Raw genomic sequence first — 24,664 nt, forward strand, 5'->3', positions numbered from 1 at the left:
AGCGCGGGGCAAAAAAAGAAGGGCCCGCCTCATTTCGAGGCGGGCCCTTCCCGGCTTGACCGGATGCTGCGAGTAATTAAATTACTGCGCGGCGTCCTTCAGCTTCTTGAGCGGGCGAACCTTCACCTTGACCGAAGCCGGCTTGGCGGGGAACCAGCGCTCTTCGCCCGTGAACGGATCCTTGCCGAAGCGCTTGGCCTTGGCGGGAACCTTTTGCACGGCGACCTTGAACAGGCCGGGCAGCGTGAATTCGCCAGCGCCCTTCTTGTCCACGGAACCCAGCACCGAGGTTTCCAGGCTGGTCAGGACGGCCTTGACCGACTTGGCTTCAACGCCGGATTGCTCAACGATGTAGGCGATGAGTTGGGTCTTGTTCAGAGCAGCCTTGATGGCCTTGGGTGCAGCAGCGACCTTCTTGGCGGCGACGACCTTCTTTGCTGCAGGCTTCACAGCGGGTTTGGCGGCGGTTGCCTTCTTTGCGGGCGCCTTGACGGCGGGCTTGGTGACTTTCTTGGCAGGAGCTTTTGCTTTCGTGGCCATGGTCAAAATCCGTATGTTGAGGACATGGAGCAGCGCGCGCCGGATATCGGCGTTTGACGCTACGCGCCCGATGATAGCGGAAGAGTGGCGCCTAATGCGGCTTTCTAGCGGGTTTTCAGCCGCTGTTTGTTGTTTTCAACGCAGAAAAGTGCTTTCTACAAGGGCTCTTGCAAGATGTCGTGACAATCGCCGCAAGTTTTTGGGGAAATTTCCTATGCGTGAACCTATGGCGCCGCGCGTGTTCCAATTGCGGGCGGCGCGCGAAGGCGGCGTTGAGCGAAAGTGCCTGGAATCAGGTGTTTTTCGCATGATTCCCGCGCCAGGAAAAAACCATGCATGGAAGTGAAGCAGCTATATGTTGATGAAGAAGTTGGCGGCGAGCCTGCTCGTTGCGACCGCGTGTATCTCCGGCGCCATGGCGCAATCGATGCCCGCGCCGGCGCTGTCGGCCAAGGCCTGGCTCTTGCTGGACGAGACCAGCGGGCAGGTCATCGCGTCGCACGCGGCCACGAACCGGATCGAGCCGGCGTCCTTGACCAAGATCATGACGGCCTACGTCGTGTTCGAGGCGCTGAGCAAGAAAGAGCTGTCGCCCGGCCAGATGGTCACGATCTCGACGCGGGCCTGGAAAGTGCCGGCGGGCAGCTCGAAAATGTTCCTGGAGCCTGGCTCGAAAGTGACGGTGGACGATCTGCTGCGCGGCCTGATGATCCAGTCCGGCAATGATGCGGCCATTGCGCTGGCGGAGGCCGTGTCGGGCAGCGTCGAGGCCTTCGTGGCGCGGATGAACGACACCGCCGCCAGACTGGGCCTGCACGCCACGCGTTTCGCCAGCCCGCACGGCCTGCCGGACCCGAACACCTATTCAACCGCGAGCGACCTGTCTATCCTCGCCACGCGCTTCATCCGCGACTATCCGCAGCTCTACAAGACCTACGATTCCGCCAGGCAGTTCACGTTCAACAAGATTACGCAGCCCAACCGCAATCGTCTCTTGTGGCTGGACCCCAGCGTGGACGGACTGAAGACCGGCCATACGGAATCGGCCGGTTATTGCATCGTTGCCACGGCGCGCCGGCCCAACGGCGCGGACCAGCGCCGGTTGATCACGGTGGTGGTGGGCACTGCCTCGGACAAGCTGCGCACGCAGGAAAGCCGGGAGTTGCTGGAGTGGGGCTTCCAGGGGTTCAATACCATCAAGCTGTACGCGCGCGGACAGGCGGTGGCCACGCCCGAAGTCTGGAAGGGTGAGAGCAACAGCCTGAAGGCGGGCTTTGCGCGGGACGCCTATGTGACGGTGCCCGCGGGCGCCAAGGTCGAGTCAGTCTGGACGCCGCAGGCACCCCTGGTCGCGCCGATCGCGACCCAGTCCACGGTGGGCGCGCTGCGCGTGCTGGTGGATGGCAAGCCGGCCATGCAGTTCCCCGTCGTGGCGCTGGAACCGGTGGCCGAGGCGGGATTCGCGGGGCGCGCATGGGACTCCATCCGCTTGTGGTGGCGGGGGAACGAGGGATAACGCAAGGAATAACGGAGGCATGCGATGGCAGTGAGCTTTCCTGGAGGTCCGGCGCCGGCGCCGGGGCCGGACGATCCGCTGGCCCTGCTGTCGGCCTGTCATGGGCGGATCGCCCGCCAGTGCGCCACCCTGGCGCGGCTGGCTGCGCACCTGCCTGGACACGGCAGCGACGCGACGGCGCAAACGGCCGCCGCGAGCGTGCGCCGATACTTCGACACGGCGGCCGCACACCACCACGAAGACGAGGAAGAGGATCTGTTTCCCGCCCTGATCGAGACCATGGCCGGGTCCGACGCCGTCTGCCTGCATGCGCTGGTCGATGGCTTGATGGCGGATCATCGGCGCCTGGCCGGATTGTGGCAACCATTGCGCCAGACCTTGACCGAGATCGCGGAGGGGCGCCCGGCGGAGCTGCCGCAGCAGCAGGTGCAGGCGTTCACCGAGGCCTATGCCGCCCACATCCGGCGCGAAGAAGAGGAATTGCTGCCGATGGCGGCGCGGTTGATTCCGGATGACGCGCTGGCCGCGATCGGACAGGCCATGAAGGCGCGACGCGGCGGCGAGGCCGGCTGAGCGGAGACTGAACATGATCGGAGTCGCGCTGCGCGCAGCCGGCGCATTGCGCGGCCGGGAGCGAGCGATTACGCTACGCGGACAGGCTCAAATGCCGATGCCCAAGGAATAAAACAGGATGATGCAGGGGGGAAGAAACGTCGCGCGCCGGCTGTTCGGCTCGTGGGTGGATGAAGTCAACAGGCTGACGCTGCGCGCCGATCTTACGGCGGGCCTGCTGGGCGCGTTGCTGGTGCTGCCGCAGGGCGTGGCATTCGCCACGCTGGCGGGGCTGCCGCCGGAATACGGCCTGTATTCCGCAATCGTTCCCTGTATCGTGGCCGCCTTGTTCGGCTCCAGCCGCCATGTCATGTCCGGCCCGACCAACGCCAATTCGCTGGCGCTGTTCGCGGTGCTGGCGCCGTTGGCGGCCGCGGGCAGTCCCGGCTATATCCAGCTGGCGCTGGCCGTGACGGTGCTGGTCGGCGTGATGCAATGGCTGGTGGGCACCTTGCGGCTCGGGTCGCTTGCGCATTTCATATCTCCATCGGCATTGTTTGGCTTCACCAGCGGAGCGGCCTTGCTGATCGCGGTGCATGCGCTGAAGGATGCGCTCGGCCTGCCGTCGCCGGAGTCGCACGGCGCGGGCGCCTTGCTGGCAAGCCTGGCCACGCATCTGGGGCAAGTGCATCCGGGCGCCCTGCTGGTGGCGCTGGCAACCCTGGGCGCCGCGCTGCTGGTGCGCCGGCTGGACAAGCGCAAGCCCTATATGCTGGCGGGGCTCGCGGCCGGCGCGCTGACCGCCGCGGCGTTCAATGCGGTGGTCCAGAGCCGTGGCGGGACTCCGGTGCCCGTGCTGGGCGCGCTCGCCCAGCCATGGCCGCCTTTTCATGTGCCCAGCATTGATTGGCGCGCGCTGCCAGACCTGCTGAGCCTGGCGTTCGCGCTGACCATCGTGGCCCTGGCGCAGTCCATTTCCATTGCCAAGGCCGTGGCCTCGCGGTCGGGCCAGCGCATCGACGCGAATCGGGAATTCGTGGGGCAGGGACTCTCCAATATCGTCGGCGGCTTTTTTTCCTGCTATCTGTCCTGCGGATCGCTGAACCGGTCCATCCCCAACTACGAGGCCGGCGCGAAGACGCCGCTTGCGTCCGTGTTCTCGGCGGTATTGCTGATGGTGCTGGTGGCCGTTTCAGCCCCCTTGCTGGCGCAGATCCCGCACGCGGCGATTTCCGGCCTGCTGCTGCTGGTGGCCTGGACGCTGCTGGATATTCCCCGCTGGCGGCAGTTGATCCGCACGCAACCGGGCGAATGCGCCATTGCCGGGGCAACGCTGGCCGCCACGATCACCATCCGCATGGAGGTGGCGATCCTGCTGGGCACGGTGCTGTCGCTGATGGTCTATCTGCACCGCACATCGCGGCCCGCGATGCGGACAATGGGGTTCGATTCGCGCGGACTGGACCGCCGCTTCATCGTGCTGGAACATCAGCAGGACGCGTTGCCGGAATGTCCCCAGCTGAAGCTGCTGCGCATGGAAGGCTCGGTCTACTTCGGCGCGGCTGCGCACGTGGCGCAGCGCCTGCATGACCTGCGAGCGGCGCCTGGCGCGCCGCGGCATCTGCTGGTGATGGCGAAAAGCATGAACTTCATCGACCTGGCCGGCGCCCAGGTCTGGGACGACGAACTGGTTGCCCGGCGCGCCATGGGCGGGGACCTGTACTTCCACCGGCCGCGGCCCGAGGTGCTGGATATGTGGCGCCGAACGGGGTTTCTGGAGCGGCTGGGCGCGGACCACATCTTCCCGGACAAGGCGACGGCGCTGCATGCCATCTACGCCAAGCTGGACCGCGGCATCTGCGCGGGATGCCAGGCCAAGATCTTCTGGGAATGCCAGCCCGAGAGTCCGCAAAAGGACGGCTGAGCCGCCGCGCCGCGGCTTGGATTCAGGCGGATTGCGGCGCTTCAGTGCCCAGGTATGCGGCCTTGACCCGCTCGTCCGCCGCGATCGCGGCGGGCGTGCCTTCGGCCAGCAGGCTGCCGCGCACCAGCACGGCGATGTGGTCGGCGTGCTTGAACACGACGTCCAGGCTGTGCTCCGTGAACAGGACGGCGATGCGCTGCGTGTCCACCAGCCGGCGGGTCAGGCGCATCAACGCATGGCGCTCGTTGGTGGCCATGCCCGCAGTCGGTTCATCCATGAGCAAGAGGCGCGGCTGATGCGCCAGCGCCATCGCCAGCTCCACCCGCTTGACGTCGCCATAGGCGAGCGTGCCGCAGGCCTCGTCCGCCTTGTTGGCCATCTGCACCTGGGATAGCAGGGTCATGGCTTCGTCGGCGGCATGCCGGGCGGCGCGGCGCCACGGGTTAAAGAGCAGCCGGTCGCGGGACAGCAGGGCCGTCTGCACGTTTTCGAGCACGGTCATGGACCGGAACGTGGCGGCGGTCTGGAAGCTGCGGCCCACGCCCAGGCGGCAGATCCTGCCGGCCGACAGGCCCACCAGTTCCTGGCCGTCCAGCAGGACGGATCCGGTGTCCGGGCGCAGCTGCCCGCCCAGCACGTTGAAGCAGGTGGACTTGCCGGCGCCGTTCGGCCCGATCAGGGCCAGCATGCGGCCAGCCTCAAGCGTGAAGGACACGTCCGCCAGGGCGTCGATGCCGCCGAACGATTTCCGCAGGTTGCGGACCTGCAGCAGCGGGGCGGCCTGGGTCATGCGGGCCTCCCGCGCAGGCGCGCGGCTGCGCCCGCCAGGCCTTCCGGGAAGGCCATGACCAGCGCCAGGATGGCCAGGCCAAGCACGGCATGCCAGTACTCGGTGCTGCGCGCGGCGGCGTCCTGCAGCCAGGTGTAGGACGCCGCGCCGACCAGCGGGCCGGCCAGCGTCTGGATGCCGCCCAGCAGCACCATGACCAGGCCGTCCACCGAGCGGCTCACCGCCAGCACGTCGGGCGCGATGCTGCCCTTGGAAAATGCGTAGAGCGACCCGGCCAGGCCTGCGGCGAAGGACGCCGCGACAAAGCCTGCCCACTGCACGCGCCGCGTGTCCATGCCCAGCGCCTCGGCGCGCAAGGCGGAGTCGCGCACCCCGCGCAGGGCATAGCCCAGCGGCGAGAACGCCAGTCGGCGCAGCCACCAGACGCCCGCCGCGCAGAGCGCAAGCGTGACGTAGTAGAACCAGGGGCCTTGCGTCAGCCAGGCCGAGGGCCACAGTCCGGTCAGGCCATTGCTGCCGCCGGTGACATCGTCCCATTGATACGTGAGCGCCCACAGGATCTGCGCGACGGCCAGCGTCAACATCGCCAGATACACGCCGGACAGGCGCACGCAGAACCAGCCGAACACGAGCGCGCCGAACGCGGCGGCAAAAGGGCCCAGCAGCAGGGCCGCTTCCATCGGTACGGCGGCCAGCTTCAGCAGCAGCGCGGCGCCATAGGCGCCCAGGCCGAACCACGCTGCATGCCCGAACGACGTCATGCCGGCGAGGCCGGTCAGGAAGTGCAGGCTGGCGGCAAACAGCGCGGCGATCAGGATCTCGGTCATCAGGATGCTGAGATAGGGCCAGTACAGGGTGGCGACCGGCACCAGGGCCAGCAGCGCCAGCAGCAGGCCATAGGCCAGCCGCAGGCGCGGTCCGGCCGGGGCGATGGGGCGCTCGGGCATGCCGGCGTGCGAGCTTGGGGCGGGCGGCTTGCCCAGCAGGCCCCAGGGCCGCACCACCAGCACCACGGCCATCACCGCGAACTCGGCCAGCAGCGTCAGCTTGGACAGGTTGAAGACCCAGGGGCCGATGGGCACCTGGCCCAGGAAAACGAACACGGCCTTGATGGAACAGATAAGCAGGGCCGCGAGGAAGGCGCCGGGAATGGAGCCCAGACCGCCCACGACCACCACCACGAACGCGCTGGCGATGATCTCCAGGTCCAGCCCCAGCGTGGCGGGCACGCGCGGCGCGGCCAGCGCGCCGCCCAGGCCGGCCAGGAAGGCGCCCAGGGTAAAGGCCGAGGTGAACAGCCAGGCCTGGTTTACGCCCAGCGCGGCCAGCATCGTGCGATTTTCCGCGGCGGCGCGCAGCAGCCGGCCCCAGCGCGTGCGCATCAGCAAAAGCCAGAGCAGGCCCAGGACGACGGGGCCCGCGGCGATGAGCAGGAGGTCGTATTGAGGATAGCGGCGGCCCAGGATCTGGACGGCGCCGGACAGGCCCGGCGCGCGGGCGGCGAAGAGATCCTCGGGCCCCCAGATGGCCAGCGTCGCGTCGCCGATGATGAGCACCAGCGCAAACGTGGCCAGCAGCTGGAACAGCTCGGGGGCGCGGTACAGGCGCTTGAGGACCAGCCATTCGGCCGCGGCGCCGATCAGGCCGGTCGCCAGCGCGGCCAGCAACAGGCCGGCCCAGTAACCCGCGCCGTCGCCGAAGTAGCCGGTGAACGTCCAGGCCAGGTAGATGCCCAGCATGTAGAACGAGCCATGCGCGAAGTTCACCACGCGCGTCACGCCGAAAATCAGCGACAGGCCGGCGGCAACCAGGAACAGCGCGCTGGCGTCCGCCAGGCCATTGAGCAGCTGCAGCAGCAGCCCGGAAAGATTCATCAGTGAGCCGGACGCATCTTGCGCACTTGTTCGTCGGGCGGCTGCAGGCGGGCGCCGTCAATGTAGACGAAGTCCTTCATGATGCCCTTGCCGTCTTCCACCGCGGTCACGCCCACGTACACGCCCATCGTCGATTGGTGGTCGATCTTGCGGTACTGGATGGGTCCGTAGGGCGTGTCCACCTTCAGGCCCGCAAAAGCGTCGACGAGCTTTTCCGTGTCCACGGAACCGGCGGCCTTCAGGCCCTGGGCGATGGACATCAGCGATGCGTAGCCGACCACCGAGCCTACCTTGGGCGTTTCGTTGTAGCGCTTCTTGTAGGCCTCGACGAAGGCGTTGTTGGCCGGTGTGTCGATGGCATACCAGGGGTAGCCGGTGACGATCCAGCCGGTGGGCGTATCGGCGCCCAGCGGCTCCAGGTATTCGGGCTCGCCCGACAGCACGGACACCACGGCGCGGTTCTCGAACAGGCCGCGCGTGTTGCCTTCGCGGACAAAGCGGGTCAGGTCGGCGGCGAACAGCACGTTGAAAATGGCGTCCGGCTTGGCGTCGGCCAGCGCCTGCACGACGGCGCCGGCATCCACCTTGCCCAGCGGCACGGCCTGTTCGGCCACGAATTCCACGTCGGACTGGAAGGCCGTCATCATGGCCTTGAACGTGGCCACGGCGGATTGCCCGTATTCATAGTTGGGATAGACGATGGCCCAGCGCTTCTTGCGCAAGGCGAGCGCCTTGGGGGCGAGAGCCGCCACGTGCATCCAGGTGGACGGGCGCAGGCGGTACGTGTAGCGGTTGCCTTCCTGCCAGGTGATCTTGTCGGTCAGCGGTTCGGCGGCCAGGAAGAATACCTCTTGCTGTTTGGCGAAGTCGGTCAGCGCCAGGCCGGTGTTGGAGAGAAAACCGCCGAACAGCAGTTCGACCTTTTCGCGCGCCAGCAGCTCCTGGGCCGCGCGCACCGAGTCGCCGGGATTCCCGTTGTCGTCGCGCGAAATGACCTCGAGCTTCCTGCCCAGGACGCCGCCTGCGGCATTGACCTCTTCCAGCGCCAGTTGCCAGCCCTTCTTGTAGGGGCCCAGGAAGGCGGGTATCGCCTTGTAGCTGTTGATCTCGCCGATGCGGATCGGCGGTTCCTTGTCTTTCGCGACGGCAGGGGCGGCCGGAGCCAGCGCCAGGGCCAGGAGCGCGGGCGCAAGCGCGCGGCGCATCAGGGTAAGGCAGGGACGGATCATGGCAGGGTATCGCAGGCTAAAGAGGAATCGGGCGTCGCCGCGCGCCTGGGGCGCCGCGGTTGGCGGCCTAATTGAAACATGCGCGTTCGCGATGCGGCAATAAGAAAGGCCCTCCTTGACGCGCTCCGGCGGACAGCACGCGGCACGGGCTACCTGATCAACAGCTTAGCCTCGAATTCCTGCGCCAGCACATTGACCTTCGGCGTCAATTGGCGCGCGACGGGCCACAGCAGGGTGAGTGGCAAGCCATCCGTGGCCGAGCCGGACAGGATTTCGACGATGCGGCCGGCCTGCAGATCCTCCCGCGCCAGCCAGGTTGCGAGCTGGGCGATGCCCAGTCCTTCCCGGACGAACGCCAACTGGGCTTCGGCGTCGCCGGCCACGACGCGCGGGCGCGCCACGGCGTGCCGCGCGGCGCTGCCGTCTTCCAACGCATACGACCATGGGAGCGAGCTGCCGTCGGGCCGGCCGTAGACGATGCAGGCGTGCTCGCGCAGCGCAGCGATCGTGTCCGGCGTACCGCTACGCGCCAGATAGGCCGGCGCGGCGCAGAAGATCAGGCGCTCCCGGCCGAGTTCGCGCCGCGCGAGCGAAGCCGGCAGGTCTGGCGGCCCGCCGATGCGCACGGCCAGGTCTATGCCTTCCTCGGCCAGGTCGACGAAGCGGTCGGCAAACAGCAGCTGCGGCCGCAGGTCCGGATACTGCGTGGCCAGCCGCGCCAGCAGCGGCACTACGCAGCGGCGGCCGAAAGACGCCGGCAACGCCACGCGTACGGCGCCGGCCGGCTCGCGCCTTTGTGCCGCCAGCACCGATTCCGCCTCGGCCAGGGCATCCAGGATGCCCGTGCAGGTTTCGTAGAACGCGCGGCCGGCGTCCGTCAGCATCAGGCGCCGGGTTGTGCGCTCGAAGAGCGCTACGCCAAGCCGGGCTTCGAGCCTGGCGATGCTCTTGCTCACCGCCGAACTTGTCAGGTTCAGTTGCTGTGCCGCGGCGGTGAAGCTGCCTGCATCGACTGCCTGGACAAACGGGACGATGCCTTTCAGGCGCTCGGTTGGAAATGCTGTCATTGATGACTCAAATTCTGCAATGTTGGGAAATCTTATCCTGATAGGGAAAATAATTCTGTTCTATCCTGATCGGAAATTGAACACAGGAGTCATTGCATGAGTCATAACGCACTTATCGTCGGAGCCAGCGGCATTGTCGGGAGCGCTTTGTCGGAACATCTGCTGGCGCAGGGCTGGACGGTCTACGGACTGTCGCGCGGCCGCACGACGACCGCGCCGGGGTGCGTGCCGGTCGTCGCGGATCTTACGGACGCCGATTCCGTAGCGGCCGCGGTGGCGCCGCTCGACGTCACCCATGTGTTTTTCACCGCCTGGTCCCGGCAGGCGACCGAGAAGGAGAACATCCGGGTCAACGGCGCCATGGTGAGCAATGTCCTGGAACCGCTAGGGCGCACGTCCAGGCTTGTGCATGCCGCCCTGGTGACCGGCTTGAAGCACTACCTCGGACCCTTCGAGGCGTATGCGGCGGGCGCCGTGCCCGAGACCCCATTCCGTGAAGCGCAGGGCCGCCAGCCGGTGGACAATTTCTACTACGCGCAGGAGGACCGGCTGTTCGAGGCGGCCGATCGCCACGGCTTCGGGTGGAGCGTGCATCGTCCGCACACGATCATCGGGTCTGCCGTCGGCAATGCCATGAACATGGGCCAGACCCTGGCCGTCTATGCGACGCTGTGCCGGCGCGCCGGTCAGCCGTTGGTCTTTCCGGGCTCGGCCGCGCAATGGAACGGCCTTACGGATATGACCGACGCCCGCTTGCTGGCGCGGCACCTGGCTTGGGCCTCGACGCACGGGCAGGGACGCAACGAGGACTTCAATGTCGTCAACGGCGACGTGTTCCGCTGGAAGACGCTGTGGGGGCAAGTGGCCGGCTATTTCGGCGTCGAGCCCGCGCCGTTCGACGGCATCATGCGCCCGCTGGAAGGGCGCATGCAGGATGCCGCGGGCGAGTGGGCGCGGATCGCCGCAGACCACGGCCTGCGCGAGCCCGATGTCGAACGGATTGCCTCGTGGTGGCACACCGATGCCGACCTCGGGCGCCCGATGGAGGTCGTGGCCGACATGAGCAAGAGCCGCAAGGCCGGCTTCCTGGACTACCAGAGCACGCCGGATGCGCTCTTCGACTTGTTCGAGCGCCTGAAGGCCGGCCGGCTCATCCCCGCCTGAACGATCGCCGCTCCTGCCCGGCGCCAGGCGCCCGGGTGGCCCAAAATGAAAAAGGCCCTGCGATGCAGGGCCTTTTCGACGCGCGAGGATACCGGCTGAATTACTTCAGCTTGGTTTCCTTGTAGTCCACGTGCTTGCGAACGACGGGATCAAATTTCTTGATCAGCATCTTTTCGGGCATGTTGCGCTTGTTCTTGGTGGTCGTGTAGAAATGACCCGTGCCGGCAGTCGACTCGAGCTTGATCTTTTCGCGGATACCTTTGGCCATGTCGTGCTCCTAGTATGTAGATTGGCGGGGAGGCCGATTAGGCCATTTCGCCGCGGGCACGCATTTCGGCCAGCACGGCTTCGATGCCGTTCTTGTCGATCGTGCGGATGGCCTTGGCCGAGACGCGCAGGCGAACCCAGCGGTTCTCGCTTTCAACCCAGAACCGGCGCGATTGCAGGTTGGGCAGGAAGCGACGCTTGGTCTTGTTGTTCGCGTGCGAAACATTGTTGCCCACCATCGGGCCTTTGCCGGTCACTTGGCATACGCGTGCCATGGATGCACCTCTTTAAGTGTCGTTCTTGCCGCGCATCGCCAAGTGGGGGTAGACAGGGTTTTAGCCGCCGGGCTGTGTGGGCTGCGCTGTGCGCTGCCTTGGCCGGCCACCCAGTCTTAGTGGATGAGGGGGGAAAGTGTTTCCGCCCAGTGCTTATACCCGCTGCCTGCCACCCGCCGTTGTTTAAACGTTTTTCAACGCTTCTTTCAACGCTTCTTTCAACGATATGCGGTTGGGGTCAGAGTGCTGAACTACAAAGCATAGTAGTCCGACACGGGAAACTTCATGTGAAGACTTCGATTCTAATATGAAAAGCGTAAGGAAATCAAGCGAGGCGGCCTACGCGGTGTGCGATTGCGCCACGCGGCCGGATATCCACGACAGGCAGGCGCAGGTCGCCAGCGTTGTCGTCAGGGGCAAGGCGCTGTCGGTCTGCCAGGCGCTCACGGCAAAACCCGCCAGCGCGCCACAGGAGAGCTGAAGCGTCCCCAATAGCGCCGATGCCGCGCCCAGCCGCTTGCCCTGGTCAGAAAGCGCAAGCGCCGCGGAGTTGGGGTTCACGAAGCCCTGGCTGCCCATGTAGCCGATCAGGCACAGCATCAGGAGCGGCAGCGTCATCCAGCCGGCCAGCGTCAGGCCCACGGCGACCAGGCTGGCGCAGGCCAGCGAGGTCAGGGCGTTGCGCTGAAGCTGGCGCGGCGTGTAGGTGCGCAGCAGGCGCGCGCTGATCTGCGAACAGATGATGAGCGACAGTGCGTTGGCGCCGAACAGCAGCCCGTAATACTGCGGCGGCACGCCATAGAGTTCGATGAAGACTCGCGGCGAACCGATGATGTAGGCGAACATGCCGGCCTGGCCGAAACCGCCCGCCAGGCTGTGCGCCATGAAGCCGCGGTGCGCGAACAGGCTGCGATAGTTGTGCAGGATGGTGCTCCAGCGCAACGGGACCACGCGTTCGGGCGCCAGCGATTCCTTCATGATCATGGTGACCGCGACCATCAATATCGCGCCGCCCGCCAGCATCACCCAGAACAGGCTGCGCCACGAGGTGATGGCCAGCAGTTGGCCGCCGGCCAGCGGCGCGAGGATGGGGGCGAGACCCATGATGAGCATCAGCAGCGACATGGCGCGCGCGGCTTCATGGGTTTCGTAGTGGTCGCGGATGACCGCGCGTGGGATCACGATGCCGGCCGCGCCGCCCATCGCCTGCACGACGCGCCAGCCGGTCAATGCCTCGACCGAACCCGACAGCGCGCAGCCCAGCGAGGCCACCATGAAAAGCGCCAGGCCCACCAGCAGCGGCGGCTTGCGGCCGTAGCGGTCGGCCATCGGGCCGTAGAACACCTGCGCCATTGCCAGCCCGATCAGATAGGCCGCCAGCGTGCGCTCGACGTCGCCGCGCGACACGCCCAGGTTCGCCGCGATCGTGGGGAACGCGGGCAGGTACATGTCGATGGCGAAAGGGCCGATGGCCGTCAGCGCGCCCATGAGAATGAGCCAACCAGGCAGGCCGCTGCGGAAGGTTTGTGTTGGTGGGGGCATGTAGGTCGCGGTAAAACGCAGGGACAGGGCGCAGGCTTGTGCTGTTGCAGGGTTTGCGCCAAGCCAGCGACTTTATCATGGGCTGCCTTACAGGCAAATTGCAGGTGTTTTCCGATAAAGTTTCTGGCGTCCGTACATATTCAGAGGAGAAGCCATGAATCCTTTGCTATCTGTCGTGGAACGCAAACTTCAGGCGCTGCCCGTCCCGGTCCAGTTGGTGTTGCCCGACGGCACCGTGCTGGGCCCTCCCGATCCCCGAGTCCGGTTCGTGACGCATGACAAGACCGCCCTGGCCCACCTGGCCGAAGGCGCGGTAGGCGTGCTGGGGCAGGACTATGTCGAGGGCCGCATCGACATCGAAGGCAATATGCGCGATGTCATGGCGGCGGCCACCGCGCTCCTGCCTGGCTCGCCGGTGGATGCGGCGCGCGGCGGCTGGCTGACCGAGCTGGTCCGCAAGGTGACGTCGGTGTGGCGGCATTCGGTGGAGCGCGACGCCAGGCAGATCGAATTCCACTACGACCTGTCCGACGACTTCTACGCACTGTGGCTGGACCCGCGCCGGGTCTATTCCTGCGCCTACTTCCGCCAGCCCGGCATGACGCTGGCGCAGGCCCAGGAGGCCAAGCTGGACCACATCTGCCGCAAGCTGCGCCTGCAGGCCGGCGAGCGCTTCCTGGATGTGGGCGCGGGCTGGGGCGGCTTGCTGCTCTGGGCCGCCGAGCACTACGGCGTGAACGCCACTGGCATTACGCTGTCGCGCAACCAGCATGCGCACGTCACCAGGCTGATCGAGGAAAAGGGCCTGGGCGGCCGGGTGCGGATGGAACTGCTGGACTACCGCAAACTTGACGAATCCGCGCCTTACGACAAGATCGCTTCCGTGGGTATGTTCGAGCACGTGGGGCGCGCGCAGCTCGAGGGCTATTTCGCCAAGCTGCGCCGCCTGCTCAAGCCGGGCGGGCTGATCATGAACCATGGCATCACCGCGGCCGGCGTGTACAACCCCGAGCTGGGCAATGGCATGGGCGAGTTCATCGAGAAGTACATCTTCCCCGGGGGCGAGCTGACCCACATCAGCGTCGTGATGGAAACCCTGACCAACGGCGGGCTGGAGGACTTGGACGTGGAAAACCTGCGTCCGCATTACGCGCGCACCTTGTGGGCATGGAGCGATGGGCTGGAGGCGCGGCTGCCCGAAGCGGCCCGGATACTGGGCGCCGGCCAGGGCGAGCGTTCGCTGCGGGCCTACCGGCTGTACCTGGCCGGCTGCGCCATGGCCTTCCAGCATGGCTGGATCGCGCTGCACCAGATTCTGGCCCAGCAGCCCGCTACCGGGCGCCCGGATGAGCTGGACCATCCTGCCGATCTTTCCTATCCGTGGCGGCGGGACTATATGTATGGAGAGCGGTCGCCGGGCTGACCTTGGCGTTTGCCGGCGCGGACGCCGGTCATGCGGCGCAGCCGACCTCGTCAATGGTGCCGCGGAAGGTCCGAAATGGGCTGTTCAGCGCCTTTTGGAACGGTCTGTATGTATTAATAAGAACAAAATATTAACTGAACGTATCTGTGTTTTTGAACCAATTTTCTCCTGGGAAAAATGGGAATCTGCTTCTTGACGGCAAGGGTTATCCCTTAGCTCCGGAACCCCGGATGTATCTGTTTCATTCATGCTCGGGGTTGGGCTGCACAGCAATTTCGTTTAAGATGCTGGCTTCTTCGTTCAGTTTGTTCACTTTCTGTGGGTTTTCAAAACCTCGTTTTGAAACTCCTGTCTTGCAAGATTCCGCATCCCTCGCGGACCATCTTGTTGCTAGTGTCGGTTTGTATTGGCGGTTCTGCCCGTCTTCCGCACAACCCCCTTAGCTCCATGGCACCTCCAGGCCAGGCCTGGCGTGTGTGCCTGAACCTATGGAGGCAAAAGCCAATGCGTTTTACCCCTGTCAAGACCCTGGCCGCCGTGGCCGTGTTGTTCGCCTTTGCCGGATCGGCCCAAGCCGCCGACGCCCCTCAGTGCGAAATCAAGCGGCCGGTCAATTTCGGCGCCATGAACTGGGAATCCAACCTGGTCCTGGTCGATGTCGAACGTTTCATCATGGAAAAGGGCTACGGTTGCAAGACCGAAACCCTGCCCACCGAGACCCTGCCCGCCCTGGCCGCGCTTGAACGCGGCGATCTGGATATCAACACCGAGATCTGGCTGAACAGCGTGGCCGATCCCTGGGAACGCGCCGAGAAGACCGGCAAGGTCAAGCGCGTCGGCGACCTGTACATGGGCGCCGAGGGCTGGTACATCCCCCGCTACACCGCCGAGCGCCTGCCCGAGCTGAAGTCCGCGGCCGACCTGCCCAAGTTCAAGGACGAGTTCAAGGACCCGGAAGAACCCGGCAAGGGCCGCTTCTACGGCTGCCCGGCAGGCTGGGGCTGCGAAGTGACCAGCAACAACCTGTTCCATGCCCTGAAGCTGGACGACTCCTACACGCTGTACTCGCCCGGCACGGGCGCGGCGCAGAAGGCCGCTTTGATGTCGGCCTACAAGCGCAAGCAGAACGTGGTCTTTTACTACTGGTCGCCCACGCCCCTGGTTGGCGCGATGGACCTGGTCAAGCTGGACATGCCGCCCTATGACGCGGAAAAGCACAAGTGCCTGACGTCGAGCAAGTGCGCCAAGCCCGAGGCCAGCGCCTATCCCGACAATCCCGTCTTTACCGCGGTGAACACCAAGTTCACGCAGGAAGCCCCCAAGCTCACGGAGTTCCTGTCCAAGGTGTCCGTGCCGCTGCCGGTGATCAATGAAACCCTGGCCCACATGGAAGAGTCCGGCGACGAATCCAACGCCGTGGCCAAGTGGTTCCTGAAAAACAAGCCCGACGTCTGGACCAAGTGGGTCCCCGCCGACGTCGCCGGGCGCGTCCAAAGCGCGCTGTAACGCACTGTGATTCTGGCAGCGCGCCGCAGTGGCGCGTACCGGCCCTTAGCGGGGCCGGACCCTTTTGCCAGGATGGCCGCCGGCCGGGCGCGAGCGCCCGGCCAGTCAAGCGCGCTTGTGCCGCCACCTCCGGTGGCAGCTTCCCCATCGGGAAGTTTCCCAGCCTTATTGTTTTCCGCTGCGCCGGCATGCCCGGTGGCGACACGGGCGGCGAGCGCGCCAGAATGGAGTCGAATGCATGTTTCCTGAAATTATTCCCGCCCGTCAGGTACGGGGGGCGATCGACGGTTTTGTCGATCATCTGGTCACCAACTACGCGGACACGCTGGAGACGCTGTCTCAGCCCGTCCTGCACGCCTTGGTGTGGCTGGAGCAATTGCTGCGCAACTCGCCCTGGTGGGCGGTGGTCGCGGTCACGATCGCGATCGCCTGGGGCGTGAGCCGCCGCATCGGCCTGAGCCTGGCGATGGGCGCGCTCCTGTGCGTGATCGGCGTGCTGGGCCTGTGGGACGCCGGCATGCAGACGCTGGCGCTGATGATCATGGCGGCCGGCCTGTCGGTGCTGATCGGCATCCCGCTGGGCGTGCTGATGGCGCGGGTGAACTGGCTGCGTTCGGTCATGCTGCCGGTGCTGGACGTGATGCAGACCATGCCCAGCTTCGTGTATCTGATCCCCGTCGTCATGCTGTTCGGCCTGGGCAAGATTCCCGCCATCATCGCCACCGTCATCTACGCCGTTCCGCCGCTGATCCGCCTGACCGACCTGGGCATCCGCCTGGTGGACCGCGAAGTGCTGGAAGCCTCGCGCGCCTTTGGCGCCAACCCGCGCCAGCAGCTCTTCGGCGTGCAACTGCCGCTGGCGATGCCCAACATCATGGCCGGCATCAACCAGACCACGATGATGGCGCTGTCGATGGTGGTTATCGCGTCGATGATCGGCGCGCGCGGGCTGGGCTATGAAGTCCTGCTGGGCATCAATCGCCTGGAAGTGGGACGCGGCCTGTTGGCCGGACTGGGTATCGTGGTGCTGGCCGTGCTGTTCGACCGGATCACGCAATCGTATGGACAGCGCATGCGCATGGGAGGCCAGCGATGAGCAAGATTGAGGTCAAGAACATCTACAAGGTCTTCGGCTCGCATCCGAAGAAATGGCTGGAAGCGGCCCAGGGCGGCATGAGCAAGGAACAGCTGCTGGCCGAAAGCGGCCACACGCTGGGCCTGCGCGACATCAGCCTGTCCATCGAGGAAGGCAGCATCTACGTCATCATGGGTTTGTCGGGTTCCGGCAAGTCCACGCTGATCCGCCACTTCAACCGCCTGATCGAGCCCAGCGCCGGCCACATCCTGGTCGATGGCGTGGACGTGGTGAGCCTGAACAAGCGCGAGCTGGAAGTCTTCCGCCAAAAGAAGATGAGCATGGTGTTCCAGCGCTTTGGCCTGTTTCCGCACCGCACCGTGCTGGACAACGCCGCTTACGGCCTGACCGTGCAAGGCGTGGGCAAGGCCGAGCGCGAGAAGCGCGCCCGCGAGTGGCTGGAGCAGGTGGGCCTGTCCGGTTTCGAGAACCAGTATCCGCATCAGCTGTCCGGCGGCATGCAGCAGCGCGTCGGCCTGGCGCGGGCCCTGGCCACCGACGCGGAAATCCTGCTGATGGACGAAGCCTTTTCCGCGCTCGACCCGCTGATCCGCCGCGAAATGCAGGACCAGCTGCTGCAGCTGCAGGCCAAGCTCAATAAAACTATCGTGTTCATCACGCATGACCTGGACGAAGCGCTGCGCCTGGGCAACCGCATCGCCATCCTGAAGGACGGCGAACTGGTGCAGGAAGGCACGCCGGAAGACATTCTGCTGAACCCGGCCAACGATTATGTGCAGTCGTTCCTGCAGGACGTCAACCGTACCAAGGTGCTCAACGCCACGCACGCCGTGAACCCGGCGCGCCTGACCTTGACCATGCGTTCGCGCCCCGCGCACTCGCTGGATCGCATGAACGCCCTGAACTACGAGTACGCGCCGGTGCTGGACGGCAAGCGGCTGGCGGGCGTGCTGACCGCCAAGTCTGCCGAGCAGGCGATGCGGGAAGGCGCGCGCGATGTCTCCCGCTTTGTCGAGGACCTGGCTTCCGTGCCTGCCACGGCAGGCCTGGGCGAAGTGCTGGCTCAACTGGTGCACAGCGACCAGCCGGTCGCGGTGACAGGCGAGGACGATGAGTTCCTGGGCATGCTGTCGCGCAAGAAGGTGGTGGAGCTGGTGACGCCGGCCCTGACCGAAACGGCGGTCACGGCCGACGCTTCCGCCGACCTGGAAGCCCAGCCCGTGCCGGAACACCGGGGCGAAGCCGCCTGACAACGGTCCGCCTCGAAGGAAAGCTCTGCCCGCGTGCAACCGGCTTGCACGCGGGCAGAGTCACGATATGATGGCTTGCCGGTCAGTTCGGCCGGTTTCTCCCACCTCGGAAAATCGGAAGCCGTCATGCCCATTTTGAATGTCCAGATCCTGCAAGGCCACTCAGCCGCCCAGAAGGCCGCCCTGTTGAAGGCGGCGTCCCACGCGGTCGTCGAGAGCATCGCGGCGCCGCTGCCCAGCGTGCGGATCGTGCTGCAGGAAGTGCCCGCGGAAAACGTGATCGTGGCCGGCGAGATCGGCAAGCGCATGGCGCGCGTGGACGTGGCGCTGATCGAAGGCCGCGACGAGGCCAAGAAGGCCGCGCTGATCGCGGCGCTGAACCAGGCGGTTTGCACCAGCATCGATATTTCGGGCGAAGACGTGCGCGTGCTGATCCGCGACGTGCCCAAGACCGACATGGGCGTGGCCAACGGCCTGAGCGCCAAGGCCGCCGGCCGATAGTGGCCCCCCACGCCGCACTCGCTACACTCGCTTGCTGCACCCCGCCGGGCTGCCCCGCCTTGGGGCAGCCCGGCGGCGGGGCGGCTGTTCTTGCGTAGGCCTGGCCCGCTAGTCCAGCTTCACATCGGCCGCCTTCACCACTTCCCCCCAGCGCTGGATCTCGCTCTTGATGTAGGCGGCGTATTCCTGCGGCGTCGATCCCAGCGCCTGGGCGCCCTGCGCCTTGAGCTGCTTTTGCATTTCGGGCGATTGCAGGGCGCGGAGTATCTCGGCGTTCAGCTTTTCAATCACCGGCGCCGGTGTTCCCGCCGGCGCGACCACGCCCTGCCATGCGCCCATCCCGAACCCGGGAGCCACCGTTTCCGCCACCGTTGGCACATCGGGAAGCTGGTCGCTGCGCGCCGGGCTGGTCACCGCCAGCGCTCGCAGCTTGCCTTCGCGGATGAAGCCCAGCGAATCGTTCAGCGTGTTGGTCATGAGCTGCACCTGCCCGCCGACCAGATCGGTCATGGCGGGCGCGCTGCCGCGATAGGGCACGTGCACCGCGTCGATCTGAAGCGAACGCAGCAGAAGCAGCGCGCCCAGATGCGTGACGTTGCCGGCGCCCGCGGATCCGTACGACAGCTTGCCCGGATGCTGGCGTGCGTATTCCACGAACGTCTGGGCGCTGTTGGCCGGCACCGACGGATGCACCAGCAGCACGAGCGGGATGACGGCCGTGCTCGAAACCGGCGCGAAATCCTTGACCGGGTCGAACGCCAGCGAGCGATAGAGGTTGGGACTGAGCGCCATGGACGACGTGTTGTACAGCACGGTGTAGCCGTCGGGCTTGGCGGCCGCCGCGTACTGCATGCCGATGTTGCCGTTGGCGCCGCCCTTGTTTTCCACCACCACGGTCTGGCCCAGCTGGTCGGTCAGCTGCTTGGCCAGCACGCGCGCCACCAGGTCGGTTGGCCCGCCGGGCGGGAAGGGCACCACCATCGTGATGGGGCGCTCGGGCCAGGCGGCGTGGGCGCCGGCGGCGCCTCCCAGCGCCAGGATGGCCAGGCTGGCCGTCAGCAGTGCTTTCTTCATGGTTTGTCTCCTTGTGCTTTTTGAGTAACGCGGATCGCGTCCAGGCAGCCGCGCCCTCTGTGCGGGGCGCTATGCCGCCTGCTGCGGGCCTGGTGTGAACAGGCCCTATTCCGGCCTGCCGGCCAGCATGCGCGTGGCCGTGTAGGCCATCACCGGCTTGCCATGCTGGTTGCGGACTTCGATGGCGGACGTGACGACCGCCCGGTTGTGCTGCGAGGTCGGGCGTACGCCTGTCACTTCGATTTCCGCCCAGATGGTGTCTCCGGCCACGACCGGCGCCAGCATTTTCTTGTGGACTTCCAGCAGCGCAAGGCCGGTGCCCTGCACCATGCCCTGCATGATCAGCCCTTCGATCAGGCCATAGGTCAGCGCACCGGGGGCGGGGCGGCCCTGGATCGCGCCATGGGCATAGGTGGCGTCGATGAAGATCGTCTCCAGCATGCCCGTGACGCTGACGAAATTGACGATATCGGTCTCGGTGACCGTGCGCCGGAAGGTATGGAATCGCTGGCCCACGGCCAGGTCCTGCCAGTAGTAGCCCTGGCCGAGTTGCGCGATGGGGGCGGCGTTGCTGTCTGCGGTCATGCGGGATCCTTGCGGTGGTCGTTGTTTGGGGAAAGCGCGTCGCGGGCGGCGCCCGTCCGCAGCAGCGCGGTGATATCGGCTTCGGCCAGTCCGGCCTGGCGCAGCACGGCCAGCGTGTGCTCGCCCAGGCGCGGCGGCATCGCGGGCGGCACCTGGGACTGCTGCAGGCGCACCGGGTTGCGGGGAAACCGGTATTGGCTGCCCGATGCGCTCTCCAGGGGCACGAAGAAATCCACGCTCTGCAGGTGCGGGTCGGTCTCCAGGTCCTGCAGCCGGTTGACGGGGGCGGCGGGAATCTCCAGCCGTTCGCACAGGGCCAGCCAGTAGGCGGTGTCGTGTCCGGCGACGATGCCCGCCAGCAGTTCGTAGAGCGTCTCGATATGCCGCGTACGGGCGGAAATGTCGGCAAAGCGCGCGTCTTGCGCAAGGTCGGGGCGGTGGGCGGCGATGAAGAAGTTGCGCCAGTGGAGGTCTGTGTAGGGCATCAGGCAGACATGGCCATTGGCCGTCTGGCAGGGCCTGCGCCAGGGCGTGAGCACGCGCGGGTAGCCGGCTTCGCCCGGTTCGTCGGCCAGGTGCCTGCCGTAGTAATGCTCGACCAGCGCATAGGACGCCATGCTTTCGAACATGGGCACCTCCAGCTGCTGGCCGAGTCCGGTGCGGGAACGCTGGTACAGCGCGGCCAGGATGGCGTGCGCGGCGATCAGGCCGCAGGTCTTGTCCGCGGCCACGGTGGGCAGGTAGCGCGGCGTGCCGGTCTGACGGTCGACCAGGTCGGCGAAACCCGACAGGCCCTGGATGATGTCGTCGTAGGCCGGCCGGCCGTCGTAGGCGCCGCCTTCGCCAAAGCCATACAGGCCGGCATACACCAGCCGCGGGTTGCGCGCGCACAGCGTGGCGGGGTCCAGTCCCAGCGCGGCCATCTTGGCCGGGCGCATGCTGTGCATCAGCACGTCGGCCTGGTCCGCCATCGTCAGCAGCGCCTGCCGCGCCGCGGCCTGCTTCAGGTCCAGCACGACGCTGCGCTTGTTGCGGTTCAGGCCCAGGAAAATGGCGGCCAGGCCCGGTTCCTGCGCCGGTCCGGTGTGCCGCGTGGAGTCGCCGCCGGGGGCTTCGACCTTGATCACGTCCGCGCCGTAATCGGCAAGTATCTGCGACGCATAGGGGCCGAACACCACGGACGTCAGGTCCAGGATGCGCACGTCGCCCAGCGCGCCGGCGGGGGAGGGGGAAGAGGATGTCATGGCGGAAATCGTATCGGCGCGGCACATACCCGTCTAATATGGCTTCGGTATTGCTTGATACGGAATTTGATATGGCTATAGATTTACGGCAGCTTCGGCAGTTCGTGACCATTGCCGAATTGGGGAGTTACCGCCGCGCCGCCGACACGCTGCACATCGCGCAGCCGGCCCTGTCGGTGTCGATCCAGAAGCTCGAGCATGCGGTGGGCGTGCCGCTGCTGGTGCGCGGCGCCAAGGGCGTGACTACGACACCCGCCGGGGAAGCGTTGATGGCCGACGCCCGCCGCGCGCTGTTCCATACCGACCAGGCCCGCCAGGCCGCGCGCCGCGTGGCCTTGGGTGAATGGGGCACGCTGCGGCTGGGCTTTGTCGGATCGGCCACGTACATGTTGCTGCCGCGCTGCCTGCCGGCGTTTCGCGCGCAGTACCCGGACGTGCAGCTGGACCTGCGCGAGGACAGCACGGTCGGGCTGGTGGCCATGCTGCGCGCCAATGAAATCGACGCGGGCCTGGTGCGCGGGCCGCTGGCCGAAGACTCCGCGCTGGACTCCTGGGTGGTCGAGCGCGACGACCTGATCCTGGCGGTGCCCGCCGGGCATCCGCTGGCCGCCGCCGGCCCGGTCGCCCTGGAGCGCGTGCGGTCCGAGAACTTCGTGCTGTATTCGCCCGCCAAGGTGCCCGGCCTGAATGGGGTGACGCTGGCGCTGTGCCACAAGGCCGGGTTCTCGCCACGCATCAGCCAGGTGGCGATCCAGGTGCAGACGCTGGTCAGCCTGGTGGCCAGCGGCATGGGGCTGGCGCTGGTGCCGGGGGTGACGCGCGCATACTCCACGCCGCATGTGGCGTTTGTGCCGTTGACCGATGCCGATGCCAGCGGCGCGCTGTCGCTGTCGCTGGTGACGCATCGCGACACGTCGTGCGCATCGGTGCTGCGGTTGCGCGACAGCATGCTGGCGCCTTGAAATGCGCTACACCGCGTACACCACCCGGTGCGCTTCGGTCGGCAGCGGCAGGTCCCAGCGATGCAGCATGCCTGTCAGTGTCTTGTTGGACAGCGACGTGTCGCGCCCGGAATTGCGGCGCAGCAATTCGGCGCGCGGCTTCTCCAGGTACACCAGCTCCACTTCCGCGTGGTAGGCGTAGAGCAGATCCAGCGTCTTCTTGCGCATCAGTTCGCTGAGATTGGTCGCATTCCACACAAAGGGCGCCTTGCTGCGCAGCAGGGCTTTCGCGCGGTCGATGGCCAGGTGCGCGACCATGCCTTCGTTCTTGCCGTGGCGCAGGCCCAGTTCTTCCCGGGCGTCGTCAAACGAGATGACCGGCATGCCGGGGTGGTTTGCCGCGACCCAGGTGTTCTTGCCGGACGCCGGCAGTCCGGACATCACGACGACCCGCGATCCCGGTTCCTGGAACAAGGCGTAGTCGGGATGCACGTCGGCGCCGCGGAAATAGCTGACGGCGGTATGGGCGTCGGCGAACGCGCGGGGCTGGCCAAAGCATCCCTCGTCGCGCGCCAGCTCGCAAAAGAGCGCGATGTTGTCCAGCACGCGCGCCGCGTCCTGGCAGATGCGGCCACGCATGTCGGCTTCGGCCAGCATCGCCAGCAGCGGGATGCTCAACTGCCATGAGAGCTCGCGCACGATGAACTCCGGCGGCTTGCCCCGGCGCGATCCTTCCAGCGCGAAGAACGGCACCTGGTGCACGGCGATGAGCCGGCATACCGCTTCGCGCACGCCAAACGGCACGCCGGCATCCCACAGCGCGATGCGCGCGTCGATGGCGCCCTTGCGCGAATGGCCCGGCTGGCCGATGGCGCCCGTGACCGGGTCCACGACCGTGGTGCTGTGCTTGGCGATGTCGTGCAGCAAGGCGGCAAGAAACACCACCTCCTGGTCGGCGCGCGGGGCCGCCTGGTATTGCGGCAGCGCGAGCAACGCGTCCACCACCATCCGCGTATGGGTCCACACGTCGCCCTCGCCGTGATAACGGGGATCTTGCGGCGTGGTCTTGGCCAGTTCCAGCGCGGGAAACGCCGCCAGGCAGGCCGCGTAATCCGGGTCCTGCCCCGGGGCGGGCGCCAGGGCGCGCAGTTGTTCGTATTTCATGATGGTTCCTCAGTCCGCGCGGGCGGCACGCAGCGTTTCCCAGTCCAGCGCAAGCCGGGGCGAATACAGATCCACGCCGTCGGCCAGCAGGTTGGGCACATAGGGCTGCTCCGAATGGTGCATGTCCGAATCCAGAATGGCCTGCACGAAGTCGGGACGCACCCATTTGTAGCGGGCGATGGTCTTGCCGTCCGCCTCGGCCTTGATGTAAAGCCCTTCGGACAGGTCCGACTTGTCGCACTGCTTCCAGGCCCGGGCCAGGTCGTGGCCTTCGCGCAGCACGGTGGCGTCGAAGGCCTCGCGCCAGTTGGGCGTCTTGGCCAGCGAGGGCTGGAGCAGGGCCTTCAGGTCACGCAGCCTGGCGGGGGCCGCGCCTTCGTACAGCACCGGCACCGACAGCACCGGGCCGCCCGCCAGGAGCGTCCGGCGCGCGTCCGTCGACAGGAAATCACCCGTCCGCCGGTCCAGCACGTCGAACTCAAAAAAGTGATGGGGCAGGGCGTCGTAGAACACGGAATGCTTTTTCGACAGCGTTTCGCCGTACATCACGTAGCGGTCCTCCAGCCGTTCCAGCAGCCAGTCCGCGTGCGCGCGGGCCCAGGCCTTGATGAAGCTGAATTGCCGTTCGCGGCCGCCGCCGACCAGATAGTGGCCGCGGGACTGCAGCAGCAGTTCTCCGGAGGGGCTGAAGCTGATGCCGGTGTTGGCGCCGTCCAGCTTTTCTTCGACGACCAGCGTCTGGCCCGCAAGCTTGCGGTAGGGCACGTGGCCATGGCCTTCGTCCCCGTCTTGCAGGCGCGAGCCTTCCAGGTGGGGAGTGCGGGGGTATCGGAACAGGTCCAGCGATTGCGCGTAGGCGCAGAAATCGAGCGTCATGAGTCTTCTCCAGGATATGGGGAAGCCGACGACGCAGTCTTACGGGGAGGGGAAGCGGGGATGGGGGGTGTTGCGCTTCCTGGAACCGCGCTTGCTCAGCGTTGCGTGCTCAAGACGATGCGTCGAGCAGTGAAAGGCGAGCAGGCTGACCGCGGTACCAAGACGGTACTCGTCGGCGTTTAGGCGATTTGACGAATGGCAGACACGTTTGCACCCGAAAGAGGAGGGGGTTGAAAGCAGGGGCGAATACTAAAGCAGCGCCGC

Annotated in this window: 23 protein-coding genes; 10 read left to right on the forward strand and 13 right to left on the reverse strand. The window is 66.3% G+C overall.

The features are described from left to right. Positions 1 to 81 precede the first annotated feature (81 nt). Positions 82 to 540 (reverse strand): HU family DNA-binding protein, encoded by a 459-nt coding sequence (locus HLG70_RS00115; protein WP_057286831.1) that lies wholly within the window; start codon positions 538 to 540, stop codon positions 82 to 84. 355 nt (positions 541 to 895) lie between these two features. Here HLG70_RS00115 and HLG70_RS00120 point away from each other — a divergent pair, with 355 nt between their 5' ends. From HLG70_RS00120 to HLG70_RS00130, 3 genes are all read left to right on the forward strand, one after another. Beyond that, positions 896 to 2,056, forward strand: coding sequence for a D-alanyl-D-alanine carboxypeptidase family protein (locus tag HLG70_RS00120; protein WP_171667706.1), 1,161 nt, complete (start codon positions 896 to 898; stop codon positions 2,054 to 2,056). 24 nt (positions 2,057 to 2,080) lie between these two features. Further along, on the forward strand, positions 2,081 to 2,629 hold the full coding sequence (locus HLG70_RS00125) for a hemerythrin domain-containing protein (protein WP_171667707.1): 549 nt from the start codon (positions 2,081 to 2,083) through the stop codon (positions 2,627 to 2,629). 121 nt (positions 2,630 to 2,750) lie between these two features. Next, positions 2,751 to 4,532 carry a SulP family inorganic anion transporter gene (locus HLG70_RS00130; protein WP_234103305.1) on the forward strand — a complete coding sequence of 594 codons (1,782 nt, stop codon included), beginning with the start codon at positions 2,751 to 2,753 and terminating at the stop codon, positions 4,530 to 4,532. A gap of 22 nt (positions 4,533 to 4,554) precedes the next feature. On the opposite strand, the gene HLG70_RS00135 is transcribed toward HLG70_RS00130, so the two are convergent. The 4 genes from HLG70_RS00135 to HLG70_RS00150 form a co-directional block, all read right to left on the reverse strand. Next, positions 4,555 to 5,322: an ABC transporter ATP-binding protein gene (locus HLG70_RS00135; protein ID WP_171667709.1), complete on the reverse strand. Its 768-nt coding sequence runs from the start codon at positions 5,320 to 5,322 to the stop codon at positions 4,555 to 4,557. Beyond that, the gene (locus tag HLG70_RS00140) at positions 5,319 to 7,196 is read right to left on the reverse strand and encodes an ABC transporter permease (protein ID WP_171667710.1); all 1,878 of its coding nucleotides are present in this window, start codon (positions 7,194 to 7,196) and stop codon (positions 5,319 to 5,321) included. The genes HLG70_RS00135 and HLG70_RS00140 overlap by 4 nt, the downstream gene beginning before the upstream one ends. Then, the gene (locus HLG70_RS00145) at positions 7,196 to 8,425 is read right to left on the reverse strand and encodes an ABC transporter substrate-binding protein (RefSeq protein WP_171667711.1); all 1,230 of its coding nucleotides are present in this window, start codon (positions 8,423 to 8,425) and stop codon (positions 7,196 to 7,198) included. Before HLG70_RS00145 ends, HLG70_RS00140 begins: the two co-directional genes overlap by 1 nt. Before the next feature lie 149 nt (positions 8,426 to 8,574). Further along, the gene (locus tag HLG70_RS00150) at positions 8,575 to 9,492 is read right to left on the reverse strand and encodes a LysR family transcriptional regulator (RefSeq protein WP_171667712.1); all 918 of its coding nucleotides are present in this window, start codon (positions 9,490 to 9,492) and stop codon (positions 8,575 to 8,577) included. A 96-nt stretch (positions 9,493 to 9,588) separates the two neighbouring features. Here HLG70_RS00150 and HLG70_RS00155 point away from each other — a divergent pair, with 96 nt between their 5' ends. Further along, positions 9,589 to 10,656, forward strand: a complete 1,068-nt coding sequence (locus HLG70_RS00155; protein WP_171667713.1) for an SDR family oxidoreductase — start codon at positions 9,589 to 9,591, stop codon at positions 10,654 to 10,656. A gap of 100 nt (positions 10,657 to 10,756) precedes the next feature. Here the strand turns inward: HLG70_RS00155 and rpmG are convergent, their stop codons facing one another. From rpmG to HLG70_RS00170, 3 genes are all read right to left on the reverse strand, one after another. After that, complete coding sequence (rpmG, locus tag HLG70_RS00160; protein WP_171667714.1) at positions 10,757 to 10,924, reverse strand: 50S ribosomal protein L33; 168 nt, start codon at positions 10,922 to 10,924, stop codon at positions 10,757 to 10,759. A 37-nt stretch (positions 10,925 to 10,961) separates the two neighbouring features. After that, positions 10,962 to 11,198, reverse strand: coding sequence for a 50S ribosomal protein L28 (gene rpmB / locus HLG70_RS00165; RefSeq protein WP_050447723.1), 237 nt, complete (start codon positions 11,196 to 11,198; stop codon positions 10,962 to 10,964). A 339-nt stretch (positions 11,199 to 11,537) separates the two neighbouring features. Continuing rightward, complete coding sequence (locus tag HLG70_RS00170) at positions 11,538 to 12,686, reverse strand: Bcr/CflA family multidrug efflux MFS transporter (RefSeq protein ID WP_171667715.1); 1,149 nt, start codon at positions 12,684 to 12,686, stop codon at positions 11,538 to 11,540. 208 nt (positions 12,687 to 12,894) lie between these two features. Between HLG70_RS00170 and HLG70_RS00175 the strand changes: the two genes are divergently transcribed. From HLG70_RS00175 to HLG70_RS00195, 5 genes are all read left to right on the forward strand, one after another. Then, entirely contained in the window at positions 12,895 to 14,163 is a 1,269-nt protein-coding gene (locus tag HLG70_RS00175) for a class I SAM-dependent methyltransferase (protein WP_171667716.1), read from the forward strand. Between the two features lie 504 nt (positions 14,164 to 14,667). Continuing rightward, the gene (locus tag HLG70_RS00180) at positions 14,668 to 15,669 is read left to right on the forward strand and encodes an ABC transporter substrate-binding protein (RefSeq protein WP_171667717.1); all 1,002 of its coding nucleotides are present in this window, start codon (positions 14,668 to 14,670) and stop codon (positions 15,667 to 15,669) included. 238 nt (positions 15,670 to 15,907) lie between these two features. After that, positions 15,908 to 16,765 (forward strand): ABC transporter permease, encoded by an 858-nt coding sequence (locus HLG70_RS00185; RefSeq protein WP_171667718.1) that lies wholly within the window; start codon positions 15,908 to 15,910, stop codon positions 16,763 to 16,765. Then, a complete protein-coding gene (locus tag HLG70_RS00190; protein WP_171667719.1) occupies positions 16,762 to 18,015 on the forward strand; it encodes a quaternary amine ABC transporter ATP-binding protein in 1,254 nt (417 codons plus the stop codon). Before HLG70_RS00185 ends, HLG70_RS00190 begins: the two co-directional genes overlap by 4 nt. Before the next feature lie 126 nt (positions 18,016 to 18,141). Continuing rightward, positions 18,142 to 18,516, forward strand: a complete 375-nt coding sequence (locus tag HLG70_RS00195; protein WP_171667720.1) for a tautomerase family protein — start codon at positions 18,142 to 18,144, stop codon at positions 18,514 to 18,516. Between the two features lie 108 nt (positions 18,517 to 18,624). On the opposite strand, the gene HLG70_RS00200 is transcribed toward HLG70_RS00195, so the two are convergent. The 3 genes from HLG70_RS00200 to HLG70_RS00210 form a co-directional block, all read right to left on the reverse strand. Beyond that, positions 18,625 to 19,590 (reverse strand): Bug family tripartite tricarboxylate transporter substrate binding protein, encoded by a 966-nt coding sequence (locus HLG70_RS00200; protein ID WP_171667721.1) that lies wholly within the window; start codon positions 19,588 to 19,590, stop codon positions 18,625 to 18,627. 105 nt (positions 19,591 to 19,695) lie between these two features. Then, positions 19,696 to 20,175, reverse strand: coding sequence for a MaoC family dehydratase (locus tag HLG70_RS00205; protein ID WP_171667722.1), 480 nt, complete (start codon positions 20,173 to 20,175; stop codon positions 19,696 to 19,698). After that, on the reverse strand, positions 20,172 to 21,419 hold the full coding sequence (locus HLG70_RS00210) for a CaiB/BaiF CoA transferase family protein (RefSeq protein WP_171667723.1): 1,248 nt from the start codon (positions 21,417 to 21,419) through the stop codon (positions 20,172 to 20,174). The genes HLG70_RS00205 and HLG70_RS00210 overlap by 4 nt, the downstream gene beginning before the upstream one ends. A gap of 71 nt (positions 21,420 to 21,490) precedes the next feature. Between HLG70_RS00210 and HLG70_RS00215 the strand changes: the two genes are divergently transcribed. Then, positions 21,491 to 22,381 (forward strand): LysR family transcriptional regulator, encoded by an 891-nt coding sequence (locus HLG70_RS00215; protein WP_234103307.1) that lies wholly within the window; start codon positions 21,491 to 21,493, stop codon positions 22,379 to 22,381. Between the two features lie 6 nt (positions 22,382 to 22,387). On the opposite strand, the gene HLG70_RS00220 is transcribed toward HLG70_RS00215, so the two are convergent. Together HLG70_RS00220 and HLG70_RS00225 are read right to left on the reverse strand one after the other, a co-directional pair. Continuing rightward, positions 22,388 to 23,524 carry an AAA family ATPase gene (locus HLG70_RS00220; protein ID WP_171667725.1) on the reverse strand — a complete coding sequence of 379 codons (1,137 nt, stop codon included), beginning with the start codon at positions 23,522 to 23,524 and terminating at the stop codon, positions 22,388 to 22,390. A gap of 9 nt (positions 23,525 to 23,533) precedes the next feature. Beyond that, positions 23,534 to 24,400, reverse strand: a complete 867-nt coding sequence (locus HLG70_RS00225; RefSeq protein ID WP_171667726.1) for an RNA ligase family protein — start codon at positions 24,398 to 24,400, stop codon at positions 23,534 to 23,536. Between the last annotated feature and the right edge of the window lie 264 nt (positions 24,401 to 24,664).

The organism is Achromobacter deleyi, from assembly GCF_013116765.2.
Classification (GTDB): Bacteria; Pseudomonadota; Gammaproteobacteria; order Burkholderiales; family Burkholderiaceae_B; genus Achromobacter; species Achromobacter deleyi_A.